The organism is Metabacillus flavus (assembly GCF_018283675.1).
GTDB lineage: Bacteria > Bacillota > Bacilli > Bacillales > Bacillaceae > Metabacillus_B > Metabacillus_B flavus.
This window is the reverse complement of sequence record NZ_JAGVRK010000001.1, coordinates 1,196,202-1,217,797: the sequence shown is the minus strand read 5'-3', so window position 1 is coordinate 1,217,797 and position 21,596 is coordinate 1,196,202. Positions and strand designations below refer to the sequence as shown.

The 21,596-nt window shown below is 45.2% G+C and carries 21 protein-coding genes, 1 pseudogene and 1 riboswitch; of the genes and pseudogenes, 6 read left to right on the top strand and 16 right to left on the bottom strand.

Annotation, left to right across the window (positions count from 1 at the left end; translation table 11 throughout):
• Window positions 1-17: 17 nt before the first annotated feature.
• The 10 genes and pseudogenes from J9317_RS06290 to J9317_RS06245 all read right to left on the bottom strand — a co-directional run bounded on the left by J9317_RS06290 (window position 18) and on the right by J9317_RS06245 (window position 11,300).
• Window positions 18-197: a YjzC family protein gene (locus J9317_RS06290; RefSeq protein ID WP_211557105.1), complete on the bottom strand. Its 180-nt coding sequence runs from the start codon at window positions 195-197 to the stop codon at window positions 18-20.
• A gap of 42 nt (window positions 198-239) precedes the next feature.
• Window positions 240-1,181 (bottom strand): ornithine carbamoyltransferase, encoded by a 942-nt coding sequence (gene argF / locus J9317_RS06285; protein WP_211557104.1) that lies wholly within the window; start codon window positions 1,179-1,181, stop codon window positions 240-242.
• Window positions 1,169-4,170, bottom strand: a pseudogene (gene carB / locus J9317_RS06280) (carbamoyl-phosphate synthase (glutamine-hydrolyzing) large subunit). The gene argF and the pseudogene carB overlap by 13 nt, the downstream one beginning before the upstream one ends.
• Window positions 4,163-5,215 (bottom strand): carbamoyl phosphate synthase small subunit, encoded by a 1,053-nt coding sequence (locus tag J9317_RS06275; protein ID WP_211557103.1) that lies wholly within the window; start codon window positions 5,213-5,215, stop codon window positions 4,163-4,165. Before J9317_RS06275 ends, carB begins: the two are co-directional and overlap by 8 nt.
• A 68-nt stretch (window positions 5,216-5,283) precedes the next feature.
• Window positions 5,284-6,438: an acetylornithine transaminase gene (argD, locus tag J9317_RS06270; protein ID WP_211557102.1), complete on the bottom strand. Its 1,155-nt coding sequence runs from the start codon at window positions 6,436-6,438 to the stop codon at window positions 5,284-5,286.
• Complete coding sequence (gene argB, locus J9317_RS06265) at window positions 6,435-7,214, bottom strand: acetylglutamate kinase (protein WP_211557100.1); 780 nt, start codon at window positions 7,212-7,214, stop codon at window positions 6,435-6,437. The genes argD and argB overlap by 4 nt, the downstream gene beginning before the upstream one ends.
• 13 nt (window positions 7,215-7,227) lie before the next feature.
• Window positions 7,228-8,445: a bifunctional ornithine acetyltransferase/N-acetylglutamate synthase gene (gene argJ / locus J9317_RS06260; protein WP_211562165.1), complete on the bottom strand. Its 1,218-nt coding sequence runs from the start codon at window positions 8,443-8,445 to the stop codon at window positions 7,228-7,230.
• Window positions 8,446-8,540: 95 nt separating this feature from the next.
• On the bottom strand, window positions 8,541-9,569 hold the full coding sequence (argC, locus tag J9317_RS06255) for an N-acetyl-gamma-glutamyl-phosphate reductase (RefSeq protein ID WP_211562163.1): 1,029 nt from the start codon (window positions 9,567-9,569) through the stop codon (window positions 8,541-8,543).
• Window positions 9,570-10,146: 577 nt separating this feature from the next.
• Window positions 10,147-10,455 (bottom strand): metal-sulfur cluster assembly factor, encoded by a 309-nt coding sequence (locus tag J9317_RS06250; protein ID WP_211557098.1) that lies wholly within the window; start codon window positions 10,453-10,455, stop codon window positions 10,147-10,149.
• Between the two features lie 59 nt (window positions 10,456-10,514).
• Window positions 10,515-11,300, bottom strand: a complete 786-nt coding sequence (locus J9317_RS06245) for a prolyl oligopeptidase family serine peptidase (RefSeq protein ID WP_431190673.1) — start codon at window positions 11,298-11,300, stop codon at window positions 10,515-10,517.
• Window positions 11,301-11,471: 171 nt separating this feature from the next.
• On the opposite strand from J9317_RS06245, the gene J9317_RS06240 reads away from it, so the two are divergent.
• The 3 genes from J9317_RS06240 to J9317_RS06230 all read left to right on the top strand — a co-directional run bounded on the left by J9317_RS06240 (window position 11,472) and on the right by J9317_RS06230 (window position 12,724).
• Window positions 11,472-12,284, top strand: coding sequence for a Cof-type HAD-IIB family hydrolase (locus J9317_RS06240; protein WP_211557096.1), 813 nt, complete (start codon window positions 11,472-11,474; stop codon window positions 12,282-12,284).
• A gap of 100 nt (window positions 12,285-12,384) precedes the next feature.
• Complete coding sequence (locus J9317_RS06235) at window positions 12,385-12,546, top strand: hypothetical protein (protein WP_211562529.1); 162 nt, start codon at window positions 12,385-12,387, stop codon at window positions 12,544-12,546.
• Between the two features lies 1 nt (window position 12,547).
• Window positions 12,548-12,724, top strand: coding sequence for a DUF3813 domain-containing protein (locus tag J9317_RS06230; protein WP_211557094.1), 177 nt, complete (start codon window positions 12,548-12,550; stop codon window positions 12,722-12,724).
• Window positions 12,725-12,753: 29 nt separating this feature from the next.
• Here the strand turns inward: J9317_RS06230 and J9317_RS06225 are convergent, their stop codons facing one another.
• Both J9317_RS06225 and J9317_RS06220 read right to left on the bottom strand, forming a co-directional pair.
• Entirely contained in the window at window positions 12,754-13,224 is a 471-nt protein-coding gene (locus J9317_RS06225) for a BsuPI-related putative proteinase inhibitor (RefSeq protein ID WP_211557092.1), read from the bottom strand.
• Between the two features lie 10 nt (window positions 13,225-13,234).
• On the bottom strand, window positions 13,235-14,077 hold the full coding sequence (locus tag J9317_RS06220) for a YitT family protein (protein WP_211557091.1): 843 nt from the start codon (window positions 14,075-14,077) through the stop codon (window positions 13,235-13,237).
• A 179-nt stretch (window positions 14,078-14,256) separates the two neighbouring features.
• Between J9317_RS06220 and J9317_RS06215 the strand changes: the two genes are divergently transcribed.
• Window positions 14,257-15,114, top strand: a complete 858-nt coding sequence (locus J9317_RS06215; protein ID WP_211557088.1) for a DegV family protein — start codon at window positions 14,257-14,259, stop codon at window positions 15,112-15,114.
• A 63-nt stretch (window positions 15,115-15,177) separates the two neighbouring features.
• Window positions 15,178-15,309: a DUF3941 domain-containing protein gene (locus J9317_RS06210; RefSeq protein WP_211557086.1), complete on the top strand. Its 132-nt coding sequence runs from the start codon at window positions 15,178-15,180 to the stop codon at window positions 15,307-15,309.
• A 34-nt stretch (window positions 15,310-15,343) separates the two neighbouring features.
• On the opposite strand, the gene J9317_RS06205 is transcribed toward J9317_RS06210, so the two are convergent.
• The 4 genes from J9317_RS06205 to J9317_RS06190 all read right to left on the bottom strand — a co-directional run bounded on the left by J9317_RS06205 (window position 15,344) and on the right by J9317_RS06190 (window position 20,051).
• The gene (locus J9317_RS06205; RefSeq protein ID WP_211557085.1) at window positions 15,344-16,366 is read right to left on the bottom strand and encodes a hypothetical protein; all 1,023 of its coding nucleotides are present in this window, start codon (window positions 16,364-16,366) and stop codon (window positions 15,344-15,346) included.
• A gap of 120 nt (window positions 16,367-16,486) precedes the next feature.
• On the bottom strand, window positions 16,487-18,139 hold the full coding sequence (locus J9317_RS06200; protein WP_211557083.1) for a methyl-accepting chemotaxis protein: 1,653 nt from the start codon (window positions 18,137-18,139) through the stop codon (window positions 16,487-16,489).
• On the bottom strand, window positions 18,136-19,095 hold the full coding sequence (locus J9317_RS06195) for a BMP family lipoprotein (RefSeq protein WP_211557082.1): 960 nt from the start codon (window positions 19,093-19,095) through the stop codon (window positions 18,136-18,138). Before J9317_RS06195 ends, J9317_RS06200 begins: the two co-directional genes overlap by 4 nt.
• A gap of 101 nt (window positions 19,096-19,196) precedes the next feature.
• Window positions 19,197-20,051 (bottom strand): CvfB family protein, encoded by an 855-nt coding sequence (locus tag J9317_RS06190; RefSeq protein ID WP_211557081.1) that lies wholly within the window; start codon window positions 20,049-20,051, stop codon window positions 19,197-19,199.
• Window positions 20,052-20,642: 591 nt separating this feature from the next.
• Between J9317_RS06190 and J9317_RS06185 the strand changes: the two genes are divergently transcribed.
• Window positions 20,643-21,134, top strand: coding sequence for a YajQ family cyclic di-GMP-binding protein (locus J9317_RS06185; protein ID WP_035410702.1), 492 nt, complete (start codon window positions 20,643-20,645; stop codon window positions 21,132-21,134).
• Window positions 21,135-21,457: 323 nt separating this feature from the next.
• Window positions 21,458-21,570: riboswitch (SAM riboswitch) on the top strand.
• The last annotated feature ends 26 nt before the right edge of the window (window positions 21,571-21,596 follow it).

Below are 21,596 nucleotides of genomic sequence, written 5' to 3'. Positions count from 1 at the left end.
GAGTCAATGTACTGCTCTTACGGTTTTCTTTTATATGTCCATTGCCTGTTATGGTTCGAAGTTTCGGGAAAATGATCGCCGGCATTCAGCTTAATTTGCTTTGGATGCATAACGTTGTCTCCCGTTTCTCCGATTTCTACATAAACGCCGTTATTGGGCGCTTTTTGGCCCTCACGAAAACGATGCTGCTGTCCCATGTCAAACCCTCCTAATACAAAGTTCCTGCATAGTATGCCCGTTTAGCAGAGAATCATTTTTAAAAGAGCTTTTTGAGCATGAAGACGATTTTCAGCCTGCTGGAAGACAGCGGATTGCGGTCCATCAATCACTTCTGAGGTGACTTCCTCTTCCCGATGAGCCGGAAGACAATGCAGGAAATGGGCGTCAGGCTTCGCATGCTTCATCAGTTCCGCATTCACTTGGAAGCCCTCAAAATCCTTTAGCCTCTTCAATGACTCCCCTTCCTGTCCCATGCTGGTCCAGACATCGGAATAAAGGATATCCGCTCCTGCTGCAGCTTCTCGAGGAGGGCTTGTAAATTCAAGTTTTGAGCCGGTGCTGCTCGAAATCTTTTTTGCTTCATTTATAACTGATGCATCAGCCTCATACCCTTTAGGTGCCGCAAGGGCAAAATCCATCCCCATTTTTGCACATGCAATCATAAGGGAATGTGCTACATTGTTGCCGTCCCCTATGTATACAATTTTTTTGCCGATAAAGCTGCCTTTAAGCTCCTGAATCGTCAATAAATCTGCTAATGCCTGACAAGGATGGAATAAGTCTGTTAACCCGTTAATGACAGGAACCGATGCATGCGCAGCCAGTTCGGCTGCCTTTTCATGCTCGAATGTCCGGATCATAATCGCATCGACGTATGCTGAAAGCACCTTCGCAGTATCAGCGATGGTTTCTCCTCTTCCAAGCTGCAGATCGCTGCTGCTTAAAAACAGGGCATGCCCGCCTAGCTGAAGCATTCCAGCTTCAAAAGATACGCGTGTTCTCGTTGAAGATTTTTCAAAAATCATGGCTAGCATTTTTCCTTTCAGAGATGACTCAATCGGTGCTTTTTTCAAAGCCGCTGCTTCATCAAGAAGAGCATGGATGATATCTGTATCCAGCTCTAAAAGGGTTAAAAAATCCTGCCCCTTCAAGCTTTGCTGTTCATTCGTTAAGGCGTGCATGCGCCCACTCCCTTTCTGCTTTGGATGGGAATCGGCCCGGCTGATACCGCCGCCTTCCCTTTTACATATGCCAAATACGTCTCTTCCTCTGTCATAACCCGCTGTCCGTATGCAAGTGCAGTGGTTCTTGCTTCCTCGTTCCCGATTGGACTGTATAACACACAGGATTTCAGCTGCTCATAGCTCAAGGTTTGCGCGTCCGTCAGCAGCTGCTTTTCCTTGCCGTCATCAAATACCTTGCTGAAGGCCTCTTCAAGGGTTTTTCCGATGCACATTCCTTCTCCTGTAGATTTCATCTCCGGTCCCAGGTCCAGTTTTTGATCGTGAAGAGCATGTGTAGAGAATACAGGGAATTTTACAGCTGTAAATGCAGGATCATTGCTCTGCTCCATCAATTCCCCCCGAGCAGCGCCTTCGTAGCAGCTTCAATCAAGGAGCGCTGCATCACCTTGCTGACAACTGGTGCAGTCCTGCTTGCCCGGGGATTCACTTCCAGCACATAAATCTGCTCTCCTTGTATGATGAACTGAATATTCATAATTCCTTTAAAGTCTATAGAGCGGGCGATTGTTGAAGCATAGTCCTTTAAAGCATGGATTTGTTTTTCGGAATAGGATTGAGCGGGAAGAATCGCCATACTGTCTCCAGAGTGCACCCCTGCGCGCTCCACATGCTCGATGACAACAGGAATCCATACATTTTTTCCGTCTGAAACAAGATCAAGCTCCGCTTCCTTTCCTACAGCAAATCGGTCCACAAGAACCGGGAATGCATCCGGCCCTGCTTTTTGAAGGAGAGCTTTTAGCTGTTCTTCATTTTCAGCCGCAGCCATTCCCTTACCTCCAATTACATAGGAAGGACGTAGAAGAATCGGAAATCCAATCTCTTTTGCTGCGGCCTCCGCTTCCGATGCTGTATGGGCAGTTGACCCTTTCACGCGGGCGATGCCGCATTCATCAAGAAGCTGATAAAAAGCGTCTCGGTCTTCCAATTTAAAAAGCGTCTGATGATCGGTTCCAAGCAGTGTGACCCCTGCCTCTTCAAGCTTTTCGGCAAGATTTATCGCCGTCTGTCCTCCATATTGCACGATTACAGCATCTGCTTGTTCATGTTCTATTACATTCATGACATATTCAAAGGTGAGCGGTTCAAAATAGAGCCGGTCTGCCAATTCATAATCTGTACTCACTGTCTCTGGATTGCTGTTGATCATTATGGCTTCACAGCCCATTTTCTTTAATGCTTTTATTCCATGAACGGCGCTATAGTCAAACTCAATTCCCTGCCCGATCCGATTTGGTCCGGAACCAATGATCAGGACACGTTTCGCCCCGCTCTTTTCCGGAATCAGCTCCTGTTCGCCGAAATACGCCGAATAAAAATAATTGGTCCTTGCTTCGAATTCTGCCGCACACGTGTCGACAATTTTATAGACCGCTTTAATACCCCATTTTCTGCGAAGCTCTCTGACTTCACTCTCCTGACAGCCAGCCCATAGCGCAATTGACTGATCTGAAAAGCCCTTTTCCTTCCAGCGTGCAAGCTGTTCCTTTTCAAAAACGGCTGCAGTTTTCATTTCCTTTTCCATTTTTATAATGAGTTGGACAACAGCCAAGAAATAGCGGTCAATTTGCGTCATACTATGAATGTCTTCCAGGGAAGTCCCTCTTCTCATGCTCTCAGCAATGGCGAAAAATCGGCGGTCATCCGGATGATTGATGAGATTTACAAGCTCTTCATCCGTTTTCCCTGCCATTTCAGGGGAATAGGCACCCATCGTATCAAGCTCAAGAGAATCAAGGGCTTTTAAAAAACCTGCTTCCATGTTTCTAGCAAGCGACATGACTTCTCCGGTTGCTTTCATTTTTGTTCCGAGCAGACGGTCCAGGTCTTTGAATTTATCAAAGGGCCATCTCGGAAATTTGACTGCCACATAATCAAGTGCCGGTTCAAAGCTTGCGTATGTTGTCTCGGTTAACGGATTTTTTAATTCATTTAGGGTAAAACCGAGTGCAAGCTTTGCAGCAATCCGGGCAATTGGATAACCGGTTGCCTTCGAGGCAAGGGCCGATGAACGGCTCACCCTTGGATTCACTTCAATGACAAAATACTGCTTACTTTCCGGATCGAGGGCAAATTGAATGTTGCAGCCCCCAATGATGCCAAGCTCTCCAATAATTCTTAAAGCCGACTGTCTAAGCATGTGGTATTCTTTGTCCGTTAGTGTCTGGGATGGCGCAACAACGATGGAGTCTCCCGTGTGAATTCCGACAGGATCGAAATTTTCCATATTGCAGATGGTGACCGATGTACCCGCCGCATCCCGCATGACCTCGTACTCCACCTCCTTAAAACCGGCAATGCTTTTTTCCACCAGGCATTGATGAATCGGACTTGCTTCTAATCCATGAAGCAGCATTTGTTCAAGCTCTTTCTCCGTTCCGGCAATACCGCCGCCTTTGCCGCCAAGAGTATAGGCGGGACGGATAATGATGGGATATCCGATTTCTTTGGCAAAATCAGCACCCTTCGCCACATCATTTACAATCATGCTTTCAGGAACCGGCTCTTTCATGTCATGCATGAGTTTTCGGAATTGCTCCCGGTCTTCCCCTTTTTTAATCGAGGCTGCCGAGGTTCCAAGCAGCTTGACTCCGTAACGGTCAAGCACGCCCTTTTCGTCCAGTTCAAGTGCCAGATTCAATCCGGTTTGCCCTCCTACTGTCGGGAGCAGACCATCCGGTTTTTCTTTTTCAAAAATCTTCTCGACGGATGATGCAGTCATCGGTTCAAAGTAGACCGTATCGGCAATATCCGGGTCCGTCATAATAGTCGCGGGGTTATTATTGATCAGAATGACCTCGCAGCCTTCTTCCTTCAAAGCGAGACAGGCCTGCGTCCCGGAATAATCAAATTCTGCAGCCTGGCCGATCACAATTGGGCCGGACCCGATAACAAGAACCCGCTTAATGGCTTGATCCTTAGGCATAAATAGCAACTCTCCCTGTCTGATTCATCATCGCTGTGTATTCGTCAAATATCCATTCGCTTTCACGAGGTCCAGGATTCGCCTCAGGGTGAAACTGAACGGAAAGAATTCTTTTTTCCGGATGGAATAACCCTTCTACACTTCCATCATTTACATTTTCAAAGCGAACATTAAGCTCCTGGGTGCCATGGTTTCTTTTAACGACATAGCTGTGGTTTTGGGAGGTCATGAATACCTTTCCCGTTTCCCTGTCCAGAACAGGATGATTCGCGCCGCGGTGGCCGAATGGCAGCTTTTCAGTATCCTGCCCATGGGCAAGTGCAAGGAGCTGGTGCCCTAAACAGATGCCGAGTACCGGGAAGGCACGTGCGATTTTTTTAACGGCCGGTAAATACCCTGCAAGCTGTTTCGGATCTCCGGGACCATTGGATAAAACAACGCCATCCGGATGAAGGTCAAACACCGCCTCCATTTTTTCATAAGGGAGAACGGTAACCTTCTGACCGCGTTCAACCAAAGCAGTCAGGATGGATTTTTTAAATCCAAAATCAATGAGAACGGTATGCTGTGCACCTTCACCATGTGTAGATGTATCTCCACTGCAATGCTCCGGAAGTTTGATTGGAGGGACATTGGTTTCGGGAACTGACGTGATTTTAGCGTTCATCGTTCCGGAAGACCGGATGTTTTTCACTAAAAATCTCGTGTCAACATGTTGCAGGAACGGAATCTTCCACTTTTTCAAGTATGCTTGCAGGCTGTATACAGCTTCATAATGAGAGAAAGCTTCGCAGCATTCATAAAATACGGCCCCTTTAATTTGAGGTCGTTTGCTTTCGAAATCCTCTAAATTGATGCCGTAATTTCCGATAAGCGGATACGTAAAGACTAGGATTTGGTTTTGATAGGATGGATCACTTAAAACCTCCTGATAACCCGTCATACCTGTAAAAAATACGGCTTCGCCTTCCGCTTCCGGCTGAGCTTCATCTCCAAGCTCCCCTGCTAATTCCAATCCGTTTTCTAGCTTGATATATCCTTTCATTCCGCTCACCTCATATTTGTATATTAATAAGAATTATTGTATTTTTATTCATTTGTTGTTAAAAAAATTTAGACGCTTGCTTTGGAATGAGTGCCAAGAACCGCTTTCAGCATGGTAACAGCCATCCTGCATTCTTCCTCTGTACTATTAATAGGCGGCAGCAGCCGGATGACGTTCTCGCCTGCAGGAAGAACGAGCAGCCCATTTTCTCTAAGCTCTGAAATGATGCCTGTAACAGGACCATTCCATTCAATGCCAATCATCATTCCCTGTCCCCTGACCTCCTTTACCATAGGAAGGATCTCCAGCTCGCTTTTAAGTTCGTCCATTAGACTCTCTCCATTTTTCTGAACAGCATCCAGAAACCCATCTTCAAGAACGGTTTCCAAAACGGCCTTCACCGCAGCCATTGCCAGTGGATTGCCTCCAAAAGTTGATCCGTGCGAACCGGGCTGAAAGGACGGGATACATTCACTCTTGCCTAGCATCGCCCCAACCGGAAATCCATTACCTAGACCTTTAGCTGAAGTCACGATGTCAGGCGTTAATAGCCCTTCATGTGCAAACAATTTACCAGTACGGCCTATCCCTGTTTGGACTTCATCCACAATCAGCAAGCAGCCTAATGAATGACAAGTTTCCTGAACTTTTTGAAAAAAAACTTCCGTCCCCGGTACCACCCCGCCCTCACCCTGAATGATTTCAAGCATGATTGCCGCACAGTTCTCTCCATCTAGCTCATCCAGCGCTTTTGTATCGTTGTATGACAAATATTCAAAGGACGGGAGCATTTCTCCATATCCTGTTCTGACTTTTTCCTGGCCAGTAGCGGCCATAGTGGCAAATGTCCGGCCATGGAAGGACTGCTTGAAGGTGACAATTTTTCCTTTTCCCGTATGTTTCCTCGCAAGCTTGATCGCTGCTTCATTCGCCTCTGCACCGCTGTTGCAAAAAAATACCGCATCAGCAAACGAATGCTTAGTTAAAAGTCTGGCAGCTTCTTCCTGCAGATCAATCCCGAATAAGTTTGAAACATGCCATACTTTGTCCAGCTGCTCCGCCACTGCTTGCTTAACAGGCTCAAACTGATGGCCGAGGTTGCACACCGCAATCCCTGAGATAAAATCGAGGTATTTATTCCCCTCCTTATCCTTAACCCAGGCGCCTTTTGCTTCTTCAATGGTGAGATTCCACCGCGCATATGTAGGAAATAAAGAACTCATCCTGCCGCCGCCTCCTTGTTGGGACAAATTTTTGTGCCGAAAAATTCATTATCCTTTAGAAAAGCTTTCTTTCCGTTTACGATCATGACTTCTTTGAGCGTCCCTGATAACGAATTTATTGCAGCTTCTGTTTTTGGAATCATCCCTCCTGAGATGATGCCCCTTTTAATGCAGCCTTCGATCTCAGCCGGATCCGTTTCGCAAATAAGCTCACCGTTATTTAGAATTCCATCCACATCTGTAACAAAAAGCAGCTTATCGGCATTTAGCGCCTGAGCAATGGCAGCTGCTGCCGTATCAGCATTTACGTTCAGTGTTTCAAATGCTTCGGTAACACCGATGGGAGCGATGACAGGAATGTAATCCTGTTTCAGCAAGAGTTCAAGCACATCCGTGTTAACCTTCTCAATTTCCCCTACAAATCCAAGCAATTCTTCATTAAGCAGCCTTGCAGTAAGGAGACCGGCATCCTGACCCGACAATCCGACTGCGGAAAGTCCCCGTCTTTGGCACTCACCAGCGAGCTGCTTATTCAATTTTCCCGCAAGGATCATCTGAACGACATTTAATACTTCCTTTGTTGTTTTCCGCTGGCCGTTCTTAAATTCTGTCTGAATCTTCATTAACTTTAACGTATTGGTTATATCGGGACCGCCGCCATGAACAAGGACGACGTTCCATCCTGAGTGCTTTAAAGAATGAATGGAGGAAAAAAAGGATTCTGAAAGCTCGGATATGATGCTTCCCCCGCATTTGATCACCACAACTCGACTCACTTTTTTTCCTCCTTCACGTTCTGTAGCTCGCATTGATTTTTACATAATCATACGTTAAATCGCAGCCCCAAGCGGTCGCTTTCGCATCTCCGGACGCTAAATCCACGCGAATGATAATCGTATTATTTTTTAGATACTCCGCTGCTTGTTCTTCGCTAAAGTCCTGCGGTTCGCCGCTGCTGAATAGACAGAGTCCCCCCAGCCAGATTTCGGTTTGATCCGGATTGACGGATGACCGGCTGTGGCCAATGGCCCCAAGGATCCTTCCCCAATTCGCGTCTTCTCCGAAAACCGCTGTTTTCACAAGACTGGAACCAACAATTTTTTTCGAGGTCTCTCTTGCTTCCTGAACGGAGGCAGCCCCGTTAACCTGAACCTCAATCAGTTTGGTTGCTCCCTCTCCATCCTTAGCAATTTGTTTGGCGAGGTCCTTGCAAACCTCCTGGAATCCGTTTTTAAAAACCCCCCATTGAGGATGGTCCGGGGCAAGCGGATCATTTTCTGCCATTCCATTTGCCAGCACAAGCACCATATCATTGGTGGATGTTTCTCCATCCACTGTAATCTGATTAAAGGATGTATCTGTTGCCTCGCTTAACAGCTGCTGAAGATGGACAGGATCAATTGCGGCATCTGTGGTAATAAAGCCAAGCATGGTTGCCATGTTCGGATGAATCATTCCCGAACCCTTTGCCGCCCCGCCAATCCATATTTCCTTTCCATCGATGGCAAGCTTTGCTCCCGTATGCTTAACGCCCGTATCGGTTGTAAGAATAGCTGTTTCAAAAGAATGGCCGTTTTCTTCTGTGCTTGCCGGGTTCAGCAGCGGAATTCCCTCAAGGATTTTCTCCATATTCATTCGCTCGCCGATCACCCCTGTTGAAGCAACGGCGATCAAGTATTCATTAATGCCGAACCTTTCAGCGCACGCGCGTCTCATTTGATAGGCGTCTGCCAGCCCCTGTTTTCCCGTGCACGCATTTGCGTTGCCGCTGTTTACAATCAGTGCCTGAATCTTTTTCCCTGCTGCAATGCTTTCCTGGGTTACTTTTAACGGCGCGGCCTGAAAATGGCTTTGCGTATAAACGGCAGCGGCATTTGCAGGCACCTCACTGAAAATCACGCCTAAATCTTTTTTGGAGTACCGAAGGCCGCAATGGACCCCATCTGCACTAAATCCTATCGGCGATACGACGGACCCATGCTTTTCAATCGTCATGGATGCCTCCATTACTTCCTGCACATTCAACACTCCCGAAAATTTATTTTTAAATGGGGAAAATCCCGGTTAGATCAACTAGCCATTTTTTGGCACCTCTAACGACTTTATGGATACATCGGAACGAGCCTTAGCCCTGTCTGTTCATCCCATCCATTCATTAAATTGTAATTTTGAACCGCCTGCCCGGCAGCTCCCTTCATCAAGTTATCAATAACGGATGCAATCACAACCCTGCCTGTGCGGTCATCAACTTTTAACCCGATATCGCAAAAATTAGAGCCCGCTACTTCCTTCGTCTGCGGTTCACTTCCGGGCTTTCGCACTCTTACAAATGGAGACTGCTCATAAAAAGACTGATAACTCTCGATCAGCAATTCTGTACTGATTTTTTCAGTAAGCGTCACATACATCGTCGCCATAATCCCTCTTGTCATCGGGACGAGATGAGGGGTAAAGCTGATTGTGACAGGCTCTCCCATCCACTGCCCAAGCTGCTGCTCAATCTCAGGAATGTGCTGGTGCTCTCCAATCTTGTAAACTTTGAAATTCTCATTAAGTTCGGAGTAATGTGTCCCAAGACCGGCCTTTCTTCCTGCCCCGGAAATACCCGACTTCGCATCTATGATAATCGATGCTGGATCGATTGCATGCTGGTGAACAAGCGGGGCAAGCCCAAGCAATGAGGCTGTCGGATAGCAGCCGGGATTTGAAAGGATCCTTGTATCAGTGATATTCACCCGGTTCAATTCAGACAATCCATATACGGCATGTTTAAGGATTTCTTCCGGCGCAGGAGGCCGTTTATACCACTTCTTATAATCACTGCTGTTTTTCAGCCTGAGATCTCCGGATAAATCGATCACTTTAAACCCTTTATTCAACAGCTTAGGCGTCAATTCAACCGATACACCTGGAGGAGCTGCAATAAACATGACATCGATTCCTTCCGCTTCGTCCACATTTCGCAAGGGTTCATCCTCTATGCTGTTCAAATGAGGATAAACATCTGAATAGAGATTGCCGCCATGAGAGGATGTATATAATATACATTTATCTGTATAAGGATGATTCACTAGCAATCTATAAAGCTCAATACCTCCATAACCAGTAGACCCCACAATTCCTATATTCAAACCATCACCCGCCGTATCCTTCTTTGAATTAGTTACCATTATAAATACGCATATAAATAAAATCAACTGTATATTTATAATTTTATTGACGAACTCTGGCAGATAAGCTCCTAAACTCCTTTACAGCGTTGGTGTATGGGACGGAGAATTTTTTGCGGGAATGATTTTAGGAGAACGGATCGCATTTTTGTTTGACATGCGAGGAGAATTTTTTTGAGGGGGCTAGTTCTGGAAAAATCCAGGCTTACTTAAAGTGGATACGGGCCAAGTCCGAGGTTTTGCGGGCCAACTTTGGCGGGATACGGGCCAAGTCCGAGGTTTTGCGGGTCAACTTTGGCGGGATACGGGCCAAGTTCGAGGTTTTGCGGGCCAACTTTGGCGGGATACGGGACCGCCAGTTAGAAGTCCGATATACGGGGTAGGTGTCCGATATACCTGCGAGTGGCCGATATCTCGGACTGAGTGTGCGATATCCCATCCACAATGTCCGATGTACACGCTCAGCAGCATCTCCAGCATCCCCTGTTCCAACATAAAAACACCGCCTGCCTATAAGGCAAGCGGTGCTTGTTCACAATCAGGTAATGCCCAGCGCAATTTTCGCATAGCGTGACATGCGGTCTTTGGACCATGGCGGATTCCAGACGATGTTTACTTCTGTTTCTTTCACTTCCGGGATATCGCTTAGTGCGATTTTCACTTGATCTACAATTGTTCCTGCGAGCGGGCAGCCCATGGATGTCAGGGTCATGGTAACTGTGGTTGCACCGGCTTCATCCATCTCGACGTCGTATACGAGGCCGAGGTTGACGATGTCGATTCCAAGTTCAGGATCGACGACTTGTTCAAGCGCGCCCATTAGATTTTCTTTTAATGCTTCTTCCATTTTGGTTCACTCCTTCAATCAGTGCCTATTTTCGCATTATAACGGACTTTGGTTAATTGTTAAACCCGCGTGCTTAAGTAAAGATGGGTATCGAACCAATTTACAAGTCCAAACAGACCTTCTCTGGATACTTTATGGTCGGCGTTCGGGTCGCGTATGAATTGAATGTTTTCAGGTTTTGCTTCGTATGCAGACCGAATATCTTCATAAAATGCCCATGTAGGCTTGAAAGGCACGACTTGGTCTTTTTCTCCGTGCCAGAACAGGAGCGGACGTTCGTTTAGACTCTCTTTATGTAAGCTCAGATCAAAATGCTCGAGCGATTGCATTTTCGCTTCCAGATCTTCGTCTGAAATTGGCAGGACATGCCCTGCATCTCTCAAGTATTCCACTTGTTTTCGTAAAAAGTGGACGTAGTATGGACTTCCCATCAAGCTGACTCCAGCTGTGATCCATTTATATTGAGTCAGCGCCCCAAGCGTGACAATTCCGCCCATTGATGTTCCGGATACGCCAATTCGGGATTCATCAATCAAACCTTCATCTGCAAAGAAATCCTTGATTGCCTTCAGTTCATGAATGGTATTCATTACGATGTCCCAAAAGCGGACATTCAATTCCATTGGGGGCATTGATTCAGACCGTTCACCATGGTAGAGAGCTTCCGGAAGAACGACTCTGGCTCCCTTTTCAGCAAGCAGGTAGGCGTAATGCAGATTGTGTTCCTTTGCGCTTGTAAAACCGTGTACAAACAGCACAAACGGGGTCTGCTCATTTTTCAGTTCTTCTTTTACAACATGCAGACTCGGTACTCCGCCTGCCATAATTTTTTCCACAATGACCACTCAGCATCCTCCTTGTTGTGCTAACACTTTATCCAAGTATAGTGTATCATGCTTTTGGTTTCTTTTAAAAAAATCCGCAGGCTAAATTACAGACTGAGAATTCGTTAAGACTGGAGTATTTTTGATATAATAAATATAGGGACTAAGAAAATGATGATTAAGGGAGATTTTATGGATAACAAACCTTATTTGATTGCATTAGACTTAGATGGCACATTGCTGCGGGATGATAAAACCATTTCCAGCTATTCAAAGGAAATCATACAAAAGGCACGGGCAGCCGGACACATCGTTTGCATCGCTACAGGCAGGCCATACCGTTCCAGCTCGCTTTATTACAGGGAGCTTGCGCTCGATACTCCGATCGTTAATTTTAATGGAGCGTTCGTTCATCATCCAAAGGATGAGAGCTGGGGAATGTTTCATACGACTCTAGAGCTTGATGTGGTGCAGGAAATTATTAAAACAGCGGATAATCATGGTGTACATAATATGCTTGCAGAGGTGAAGGACCGCGTTTATTTCCATAAACATGATGAACGGCTTCTGGATGTGTTCAGCATGGGCGATCCTGAAATGACGATCGGCCATCTTGGCGAAACCCTCGGTGAGGATGTTACCAGTATCCTCATCCACGCTGAAGAGCAAAATGTAGATAAGATCCGCTCTTATTTATCCGACGTTCATGCAGAAGTGGTCGAGCACCGCAGATGGGCAGCACCATGGCATGTCATTGAAATTATTAAATCCGGCATCAATAAAGCGGTCGGACTTAAAAAGCTTACGGACCATTTCGGCATTCCGCCTGAGCGGGTTATAGCGTTCGGAGACGAGGATAATGATTTGGAAATGCTTGAGTTTGCCGGTCATGGTGTCGCGATGGGAAATGCGATTGACATTCTAAAAGAGACGGCTAATAAAGAAACCCTCTCCAATATGGATGATGGCATTGCGGTTTACTTGAAAAAAGAATTGGGTTTGTAAGCTTAAATTCCCACCCATAAAATGGCGGCCAAAGCCAAAGATAAAAGGGATTCCTTCGCACGGGGGAATCCCTTTTATTCTAAACCCTGAGGAGCTGGTAATGATGGGCAGCGGAAAATCGAGACGTTTTATTCAGCAAGGAAAAAATGCGGTCGCATTGCATGATGAACGCATTCCTTACCATTTAACAATGGCCGAAGCAGAGGAACAGGTCAGCCGCAAGCAGGAACGCGCTGAAGACCTTTCTCTTGGAGGGTTTTAAGATGGGGAATAAATTATTTCAAAAAGCACGTGAATCCGTAAATGAAGCTGCTCCTCACGATCAGGCCTCAATCGATCGTGCAAAAAATGCCCTATCTTCTGCATATGCCAACTGCTCTGAGGCTGAAAAAGCCCAGCTTCAGGAGCTTCAGCAGGATTTAGAAAGCCGCACAGAGTAAATGAAAACCGCCCATTCCCGGGCGGTTTTTTACGATTCAGGTATTTCCAGTGTTCCTTCTGCCGTTAAAGGCTCTCCGCCTTTTTCTTTACCAAGGAACACCGCTATCACTTTATATTCGCCGGGTGAGGCCTTTTGTCCCTGCTGGTCATATCCCCAGACTTCCTGATATACCTTTTTCTCCCCGGGTTGGAGTGCTAATTCCCTTATCGCCTGCGTAAACATTTTACCTTTAGAGTATTTGTACATTTCTTTTCCTTCCGAGTCCAATACCGTCAGTTCATAGGTTTGGCCTGTCTGGAAGGTGAAGATTTTTTTCCTGTCCGTATCATTATGGATGGTCAGCTTCAATATAGCCTGGTCAATGCTTTCCTCGGCTGAAGCTTTTAATAGCACCTGGTTCGTTTTCTCCATGGGTGCGGTCACCTCTTTTTCTTCATCCGTCTTATTGGTGCAGGCTGAGAGCAGGATTATGCACAGAAGCAGGAGCGTTTTTTTCATTTTACACCTCTTAGTCTTTTCGGAAGGAGCCTACAATCCCGGTTGTCTCCACGATATTGGTGAAGGCATGCGGATCCACTTCCTGAATGGTTTTTTCCAGGTCATACAGCTCGTATCTTGTTATGACCATTACCAGCATTTCCTTTGATTCGTTTGTAAACCCGCCTTTTGCAGGAACCGCCGTAATCCCGCGGACTAGCTTGGCATGAATGGCTTTTTTCAATTCTTCACTTTTTTTCGTAACAATCATAGCCGTCAATTTTTCATACCGTGTATGGATTGCATCAATGACGCGTGTTGATGCATACAAAGCAACTAAGGTGTAAAGGGCTTTTTCCCAGCCGAACAAAACACCCGCTGAAAAAATGATGACTGCATTCAGCATGAAAAAATACGTACCGACAGGCTTGTCCTTCATCCTGGATAATACCATGGCGACAATATCCAGCCCTCCGGTTGAAGCACCGTATTTCAGTGTCAAACCGACACCTACTGCAGCAATGACTCCTCCAAATACAGCATTAAGCAAAATGTCCTCCGAGATTTCCTGAAGCGGAATGAACCCGAGAAAAACGGTTGTCGCTGCAACACTTATTATACTGTAAACGGTAAAAGACTTGCCGACCATCTTCCAGCCTAAAAAGAATACCGGAATATTGAGCAGGAGCAGCAGCACACCCGTAGAGATGCTAAACGGTGTATAACGGGTCAGCACGTTGGAAATGAGCTGGGCGACTCCGGTAAAACCGCTCGCGTATACTTTTGCAGGGATTAGGAACAGATTCAGCGCAATTGCATTCAGCAGCGCCCCGAAAATGACAACGATGATTTTTCTGGTTTCTTCTTTGATCATAATTGGATACCTCCCGAGACGTTGTTCATATTGTTGGTTTACCCCATTTATGCGTTTCCGAATACATTGTTTGTCAAGGCTTGCTCCTTGCTATACAATGTGTATTGAATTTATTCGTATTCTTTTTATTTAATATCAAGTAAAATATAGAAAATAATTGAAAAAACTGAGGTGTACATATGAACGTTCAAATAATAGCGGACAGTGCAAGCGATCTGCCATTGGATTTTTTTGAGAATACCGGTGTGATCCTCCTTCCTCTTGGAGTTCATCTTAAAGGCGAAGACTATGAAGATTTGCTGACCATTCATTCAAAAGATATTTTCAATGAAATGAAAGCGGGACATACAGCTAAAACATCCCAATGCAGCCCGATGACGGTGAAAGAAGTCTTTACAGGGCTGGCAGAAAAAGGCCGGACGGCGCTCTACGTTGCTTTTTCTTCTGAACTATCGGGGACCTATCAGACAGCAGTGATGGTTGCAAATGAAGTAAAGGAGGAATATCCAGACTTCAGGCTTGCCATTATCGATACAAAGTGTGCATCTCTCGGATGCGGACTTGCTGTAAGGCGGGCACTTGAGCTTTCCAATGATGGTCACTCTCTTGAAGAAATTGAGGCCTCTGTAAAAAACTATGCCGAGCATATGGAACACCTTTTTACAGTAGATGACCTTGAGTATTTGGCACGAGGCGGACGGGTAAGCAAGGCTTCTGCGTTTGTCGGCGGCCTGCTGAATATTAAGCCGCTTCTGCATGTTGAGGACGGCAAACTCATCCCAATTGAAAAAATAAGAGGGCGCAAAAAGGTTTTCCGCCGGATGGTGGAGCTCATGAAAGAACGGGGCCAGGGAATTGATAACCAAGTCATTGCAATAAGCCATGGAGATGACCTCGAAACCGCTGAAGAGCTGAAGGCCATGATCCTGGAGGAGTTTTCCCCAAAGGAAGTCGTTATCAATATGATTGGTTCAGCTGTCGGATCCCATTCAGGCCCGGGAACGATTGCACTCTTTTTCTTAAACAAGGATCTGTGACATAATCTGAAAGCCTGGCGGTTATCCTAACACCATCTCCATTCGAAAGGAGCGGGATGACAGATGCCGCATACAAGCGATAACGATAAAAAGGCTAAAGATAATAACGCAAAAGAGCATAAAAAAAATATGCTCGAAGATCAAAACCGCAAGGCCGGGAAAAAACAGTTTTCCAAAAAAACGGATCATTTATAAAAGAGACAGCGGGAATTCATCCGCTGTCTCTTTTTTATCGCTCTTTTGATGCCATTAAGTAATCAGGTACAACGGTAATCTGGCTGGGCAAATCACCGGTGTTCCGGTCATAATACGCGATTTGCAGCTTATAAATCTGTCTGCGGATCGAGTTCCATTCCTCCTGGGAAAGGCCAGTTTCTTTAATTTTCTCCGCTAAACGCGTAATGTTCTCTTCGCTGACGTGTTCGTTGTTTGTAAGCATATGCTTATATTCAAGGATCTCGTCCTCAATTTCATGGGAAGGATCGTCCCATGAGAAGTATACATACTCTTCATTTAAGCTTTCAGCAAGAATCGAACGGAGCTTCGTCGCCGTTTTTCTTTTAGCCGTAATCGCAATATCCGTAGCATGAAGGATTATCTGAAAATGCTCACCATCATCCTCTCCCTTTAAAACCCGCATATCCTTTGACATATGCTTATGAAAAATTTTGCTTTGAACCCATGTTAAAAAGTTGAATTGATATTGCATAATTTTTGGAGGATCTTCTTCTTTATAAGTGAAATCAGACAAACTCTCTTTCATTTGGTCATACACGTGATCGAATTGGCCCTTTTTAATCATGATTTTAATGGTGTCCAGATAATACATGTTGATAAAATAAGGTGCTTTTATAATGGGAATCGTTATGACAAGCGAAACCACCAAAAAACTCATAATTATGGTAACAGGGAATCCCATTAGCAATTGCATGAAGAAGGAACGCTGATTACTCGAATAATTTTCAACCCTAGTAGTCAGCCAGCCATTGAAAAACGGGATGCCAATCAGCAGAACGGCGGCCATAAGCCGTACTAGGTTGGGATCATCGGGTGCAAGCGGAATAAGGCTTCGGGATGCTTTCGGAAAAATAAATGTGATAGCGACCAGCAGCCAATAAAAAGAGAGCACTCCAATTAGGCTCACTTTGGAATCGTCTTTTGAAGGTACCCTGCCAAGAAAAGAGGCAGTCGCAAAGCTGAACAGTTTGCTTAGAGCTTTTGATGCGATGCCAAGAATAAAGTTGATCAACACAGTTGGACATCTCCTTAAGATGCAGATATCGATACTTTTTCCCTGAATTCAACCTTGTTAATCTGGGAATTAGAGGGTTTCCGACAAAAAAAGCCCCCCCAAAAAGGAGAGCTCTCATACTTATTTAATCGTAAATTGAGCAAGTGTAACATTCAGATCATCTGTCAGCACTCTAAGCTCAGTTACTTTTGCCGTCAGTTTTTCAAAAGCCGCAAGCTGTTCTGTAGTGGAAGCGGAAATTTCCTCGCTGCCCGCTGCTGTCTCCTCTACAACCGCACTGATGCTTTCAACATTGTACAGCACTTTTCCGCCCAAATCCTTTGAATTCACCAGACCTGTGCTTAGAACATTCAGCTCTTCGGATATATCATTCATAGCCTTTTCGATATCCATAAAGGTCTGGGTTGTCTCCATCATGGAATCCTCCTGCTTGTGTGCAAGATTCATGCCTCTGTCTACAGCTGCTGAAACTTCAGTGATTCCTCTTTTAATCATCGCTGCCATATCAAAAATATGATGAGTCGAGTTGGCAGATTGTTCAGCGAGCTTCCTCACCTCTTCTGCCACGACAGCAAAGCCTTTTCCAGCTTCACCCGCTCTTGCTGCTTCGATGGCTGCATTCAGGGCAAGCAGATTGGTCTGATCGGCAATGCCTGATACAATTTTCGCCATGTCTTCAATTTTTGCTGTGTAGCCTGCAAAGTCCATTGTGGTTTTCTGGATGTATTCACTTGCTTCCAAATTGCTCTTAATAAGGGATTTCTGATTTTCAAGGGCTGCCTTTCCTCCGTGTACGGCTGCCTGTGCAAGCTTTCCATGATTAAGCACTTGACCGCTTGTCTCTACGTTCTTTTGGAAACTGCGGTCCATTTCATCAATCAGATTTACAGCATCCTGCAGATCCTCAGAAATGGATTGCGAGCCTGCAGACAGTTCATCCGTAGACACCGCCACCTGGTTGCTGATTTCGGTGAGGGAACGGTTATCTGTCTCAAGCTGCTTCGCAAACCCCTCGACATCCTTGCTGACACTGTCGATTGAAAAAAGGAGTGCTTTTAGCTGATTGGTCATTTGGCCAAACGCCTCGTTTAAAACGCCAATTTCATCCTTCCCTTTGTATGAAACCTCTTCCACTAAAAGATTTCCTTCTGTAATCTGCTTCGCATTTTCTGAAAGCTTTTTAAGCGGCTTCGTAATCCGGGAAGTAATCCGGATGGCAATTACCACCGAAACAATTAAAAGAAGAAGACTCCCGGCAATGCCTGAAAAAATAACGAACGTAATTTGGTTCTTCAATTCTGTTTGAAGAGTATCATAATAAGCTTTGGATTGATCATTCAGCATATAGACGTCATTTTGAATTCCTTCAATCCGGATGGATTGGCGCTTGGCCTCAGCTGAATTCCTGGATTCAAGCGCCGCCATTGCTTCCGGCTTCCATGCTTCATATTTTTGCTTGGCACGGGCGAAAAATACTGCGTCTGCATTCTTCCCCAGTCTTTTGTCCAAGCTTGAAATTCGATTTTCTACATTTTTCATTCCCAATATTGATTCATCCTTTTGCGCATCTGTTAAAGAAAACGAAAAGTTGCTGATGCTTTGCTTTAGACCGTTCATATCGGCATCGAGCTGCTGAACATCCATCATAATCGGAACATAATCCTGGTTGGAGGATTGAATGGAAAGCATACTAATGATAATGAACATGATCAGGCCGGCAGCAAGACCCATCATGCCCAAAATATTGATAAGCAAACGTTTGCGTATGGTCATTTCGCTGTCCCTCCGAATTCTTTAATCATGCTGTCAAGCTTGCTTTGTTCATCCGGAGAGAGTTCCAAAATACGAACTGGAGCAAGTGCGACACCATTTTCCGCTATGCCGAATTCTACATGTCCCTCAGGCAGTTTCCCGCTTTTTTTGTAATCCTTTACGATTTCATAAAGGGCAACATCCACGTTTTTCAGCATCGAGGTAATGACTGCTTTTTCTGCATAGAAATATTGATCACTGTCCACTCCGATTCCATAAACGCCTTGCTTTTGTGCCTCTTTCAGCACCCCTACCCCTGTAAATCCAGCGGCAGCATACAATAGATCTGCATCCTCTTTAATCAGATTTGAAGCAAGCTCTGCTCCTAGTTTATCGTCCCCGAAATTTTCAGCAAAAACGGATTTCACTTGAACTTCCGGATTAATCGCCAGGGCTCCTTTTTGAAAACCATCCAAAAACTTTCGGATCAGCGGCACATCCGCTCCTCCAACGAAGCCAATTACAGCAGACTTAGATTTCATGGCTGCAAGCGCTCCGGCTAAATAGCTTCCCTCATCTTCCTTAAATGTAAGGGAAGTAATATTTTTCAGCTCCGATACCGCATCAATCAGAATAAAGCGCTGTTTCGGATACTTCTTAGCCACTTTTTCCAGATCCTCCTGGACCATAAACCCTAGACCGACCACCACATCATTTCCTGCTTTAACTAAGTCCTCGATACCTTTTTCATAGGTTTTCGAATCTTTTAATTCCTTATAATCAAACTGAATGCCGAGCTCATCTCTTGATTTCTGCAGCCCTCTGAACGCAGAGTCACTGAAAGATTGATCTCCAAGCCCCACATCTGATAGCATGATTCCCACTTTCGTTTTCTTTTCCTGAGTACTTTGAACAGGCTGCTGCATGCATCCCGCCAGAAGGATCAGGCTAAAGAGGATGGATATATATTTTCTCAAAATGGTACTCCCCTTTTATCTATTTATGACTACACCTTCTTTATCGGCGATTTTAAACAGGAATTAATATGTACAATAAAAAGAGCAAAAGCCGGGTCGGCTTATTGCTCTTTCGTGAAATACGTCCATCCATTCTCCTGATAGGCTCTTCTTTCCTTCATAAGATGTCCAAGTGCCCGTTTAAATGCAGCCTTGCTCATTCCAAACCGTTCTTTAATATCCTCTGGATCTGATTTATCCCAATAAGGCATAGCACCGTTTCGAAGACCCATATAATCCAGAATTTTTTCTGCATCCGCACTCATCGCATCCTGCTTCCTCGGAAGAAGAGAAACGTTAATGGACCCATCTTCTTTTACATCAATTACTCTGCCTTCGACGAGTTCTCCAAGACGGGGTTCCCTTGTCATCTGGCTGGAGTGAATAAACCCTTTATAGCCTTCTACCGAAATAAAGAAACACCCCGCTTCGATATGGCGGTATACATGCCCAGAAACACTTTTATTAAACACCTCGCGTGTCGCCGGCACAAATTTTTCGCTAATGATATCCTCTGATGCCAGTCTAGCAAAAAAGCGGCCATTTTCAGTAATTCTCATCGTACAGTAGAGCTGATCTCCCTTTTCAGGCCAAATCAGCCGATCTTCAGGCAGAATATCATTTGCGATAAGGGCATCCTTGGAAAGACCAATATTCACAAATACACCCATGTGATCAACCGCATCCATCGCTTCCACCCAGCCGTATTCTCCTTCCCGTAGAGTCGGCATTTTCATTGTTGCAGCCAATCTGCTCTCATAATCCAGGTAAAGGAAAACATCTACAAACTCTTTATCTTCAATTGGCTCCGTTATTTCACTGTCATGAAGAAGAACTCTCGTCTCCCCATCCGTCAGGAAATAGCCAAATTCCAAACGCTCATCAATTTCCAGTCGTTCATACGTGCCTGCTCTCACAAGTCACCTAACCTTTCTGTACCGCGTACATGTTGTATGGCATGTTTAATTCTACTATAATCAAAGGATAAAGTGAAACTTCCTTCAGCGGGGGGGTTCGCTGAAGGTTAGTGGAACAGAATCGGGCACTTACGGGCAGTTATGAGATTGAACGCTCCATATTTGGCAGGTGAACCAGTCCAAGGCTCGGTCCCCTACTGCCCGTTAGTGCGGGATAAAGTGAAACTTCCTTCAGTGGGGGGTTCGCTGAAGGTTAGTGGAACAGAATCGGGCACTTACGGGCAGTTATGAGATTGAACGCTCCATATTTGGTAGGTGAACCAGTCCAAGGCTCGGTCCCCTACTGCCCGTTAGTGCGGGATAAAGTGAAACTTCCTTCAGCGGGGGGGTTCGCTGAAGGTTAGTGGAACAGAATCGGGCACTTACGGGCAGTTATGAGATTGAACGCTCCATATTTGGCAGGTGAACCAGTCCAAGGCTCGGTCCCCTACTGCCCGTTAGTGCGGGATAAAGTGAAACTTCCTTCAGCAGGGGAATCTCGCTTAAGGTTAGTGGAGTAAAGTGCAAGTATGAAAACGCGGGAGGAATGACATGTCTAAGGAGAACTCATTTGACATCGTTTCAAAGGTCGAATTGCCGGAAGTGCAGAATGCAATCGTGGTGGCGTTAAAGGAAGTTCAGAACCGCTATGACTTCAAAGGAAGCAAAAGCGACATTAAACTTGAAAAAGAAGAGCTTGTTCTTGTATCTGACGATGATTATAAACTTGAACAGCTGAAAGATGTGCTAATCAGCAAACTGATTCGCCGTGAAGTACCGGTAAAGAACATTCAGTATGGAAAAGTAGAAGGTGCATCAGGCGGCACAGTACGCCAGCGCGGCAAGCTCGTTCAAGGGATCGATAAGGACAATGCAAAGCGTATTAACACGATAATTAAAAACTCCGGCTTGAAAGTGAAATCCCAGGTTCAGGATGACCAGGTGCGCGTCACCGGAAAAAACCGTGATGATTTGCAGCAGGTGATCGCGGCGATCAGACAGGCTGAACTTCCAATCGATGTGCAATTTATTAATTACCGATAATTTTTGTCGTGGACCGCTTTGGGTGAGCGGTCTTTTTTCGGAACTGTCCTCCAATTCAGCATAAATTCTAAATTTTCATCATATATCTCTAAAATTCATCATATATCTCTAAAATTCATCATAAGTTGGAAAAATTCATCATAAACGTCAAAAATTCATCATAAAACTGGAAAGTGTACGCATAAATTGATAAACAGCCATTCACGAAGGCTCTCAGCCTAGAAAATGAGTGTACCATTGTAAAAAACCTCCCCTTCCCCCTTGAATGTTTTCGAAAAATTAGGTAAATTGGGAGTAATCTATTTTTAAACAACTCCATATCGTTCTTATCAAGAGAAGCTGAGGGACTGGCCCGATGACGCTTCAGCAACCGGTCATGCAAGTGCGCGTGCCAAGGTGCTAAATCCAGCTAAGCATTGTGCTTGGAAGATAAGAAGAAGTCCGAATGTTAAAGCCTTCTTC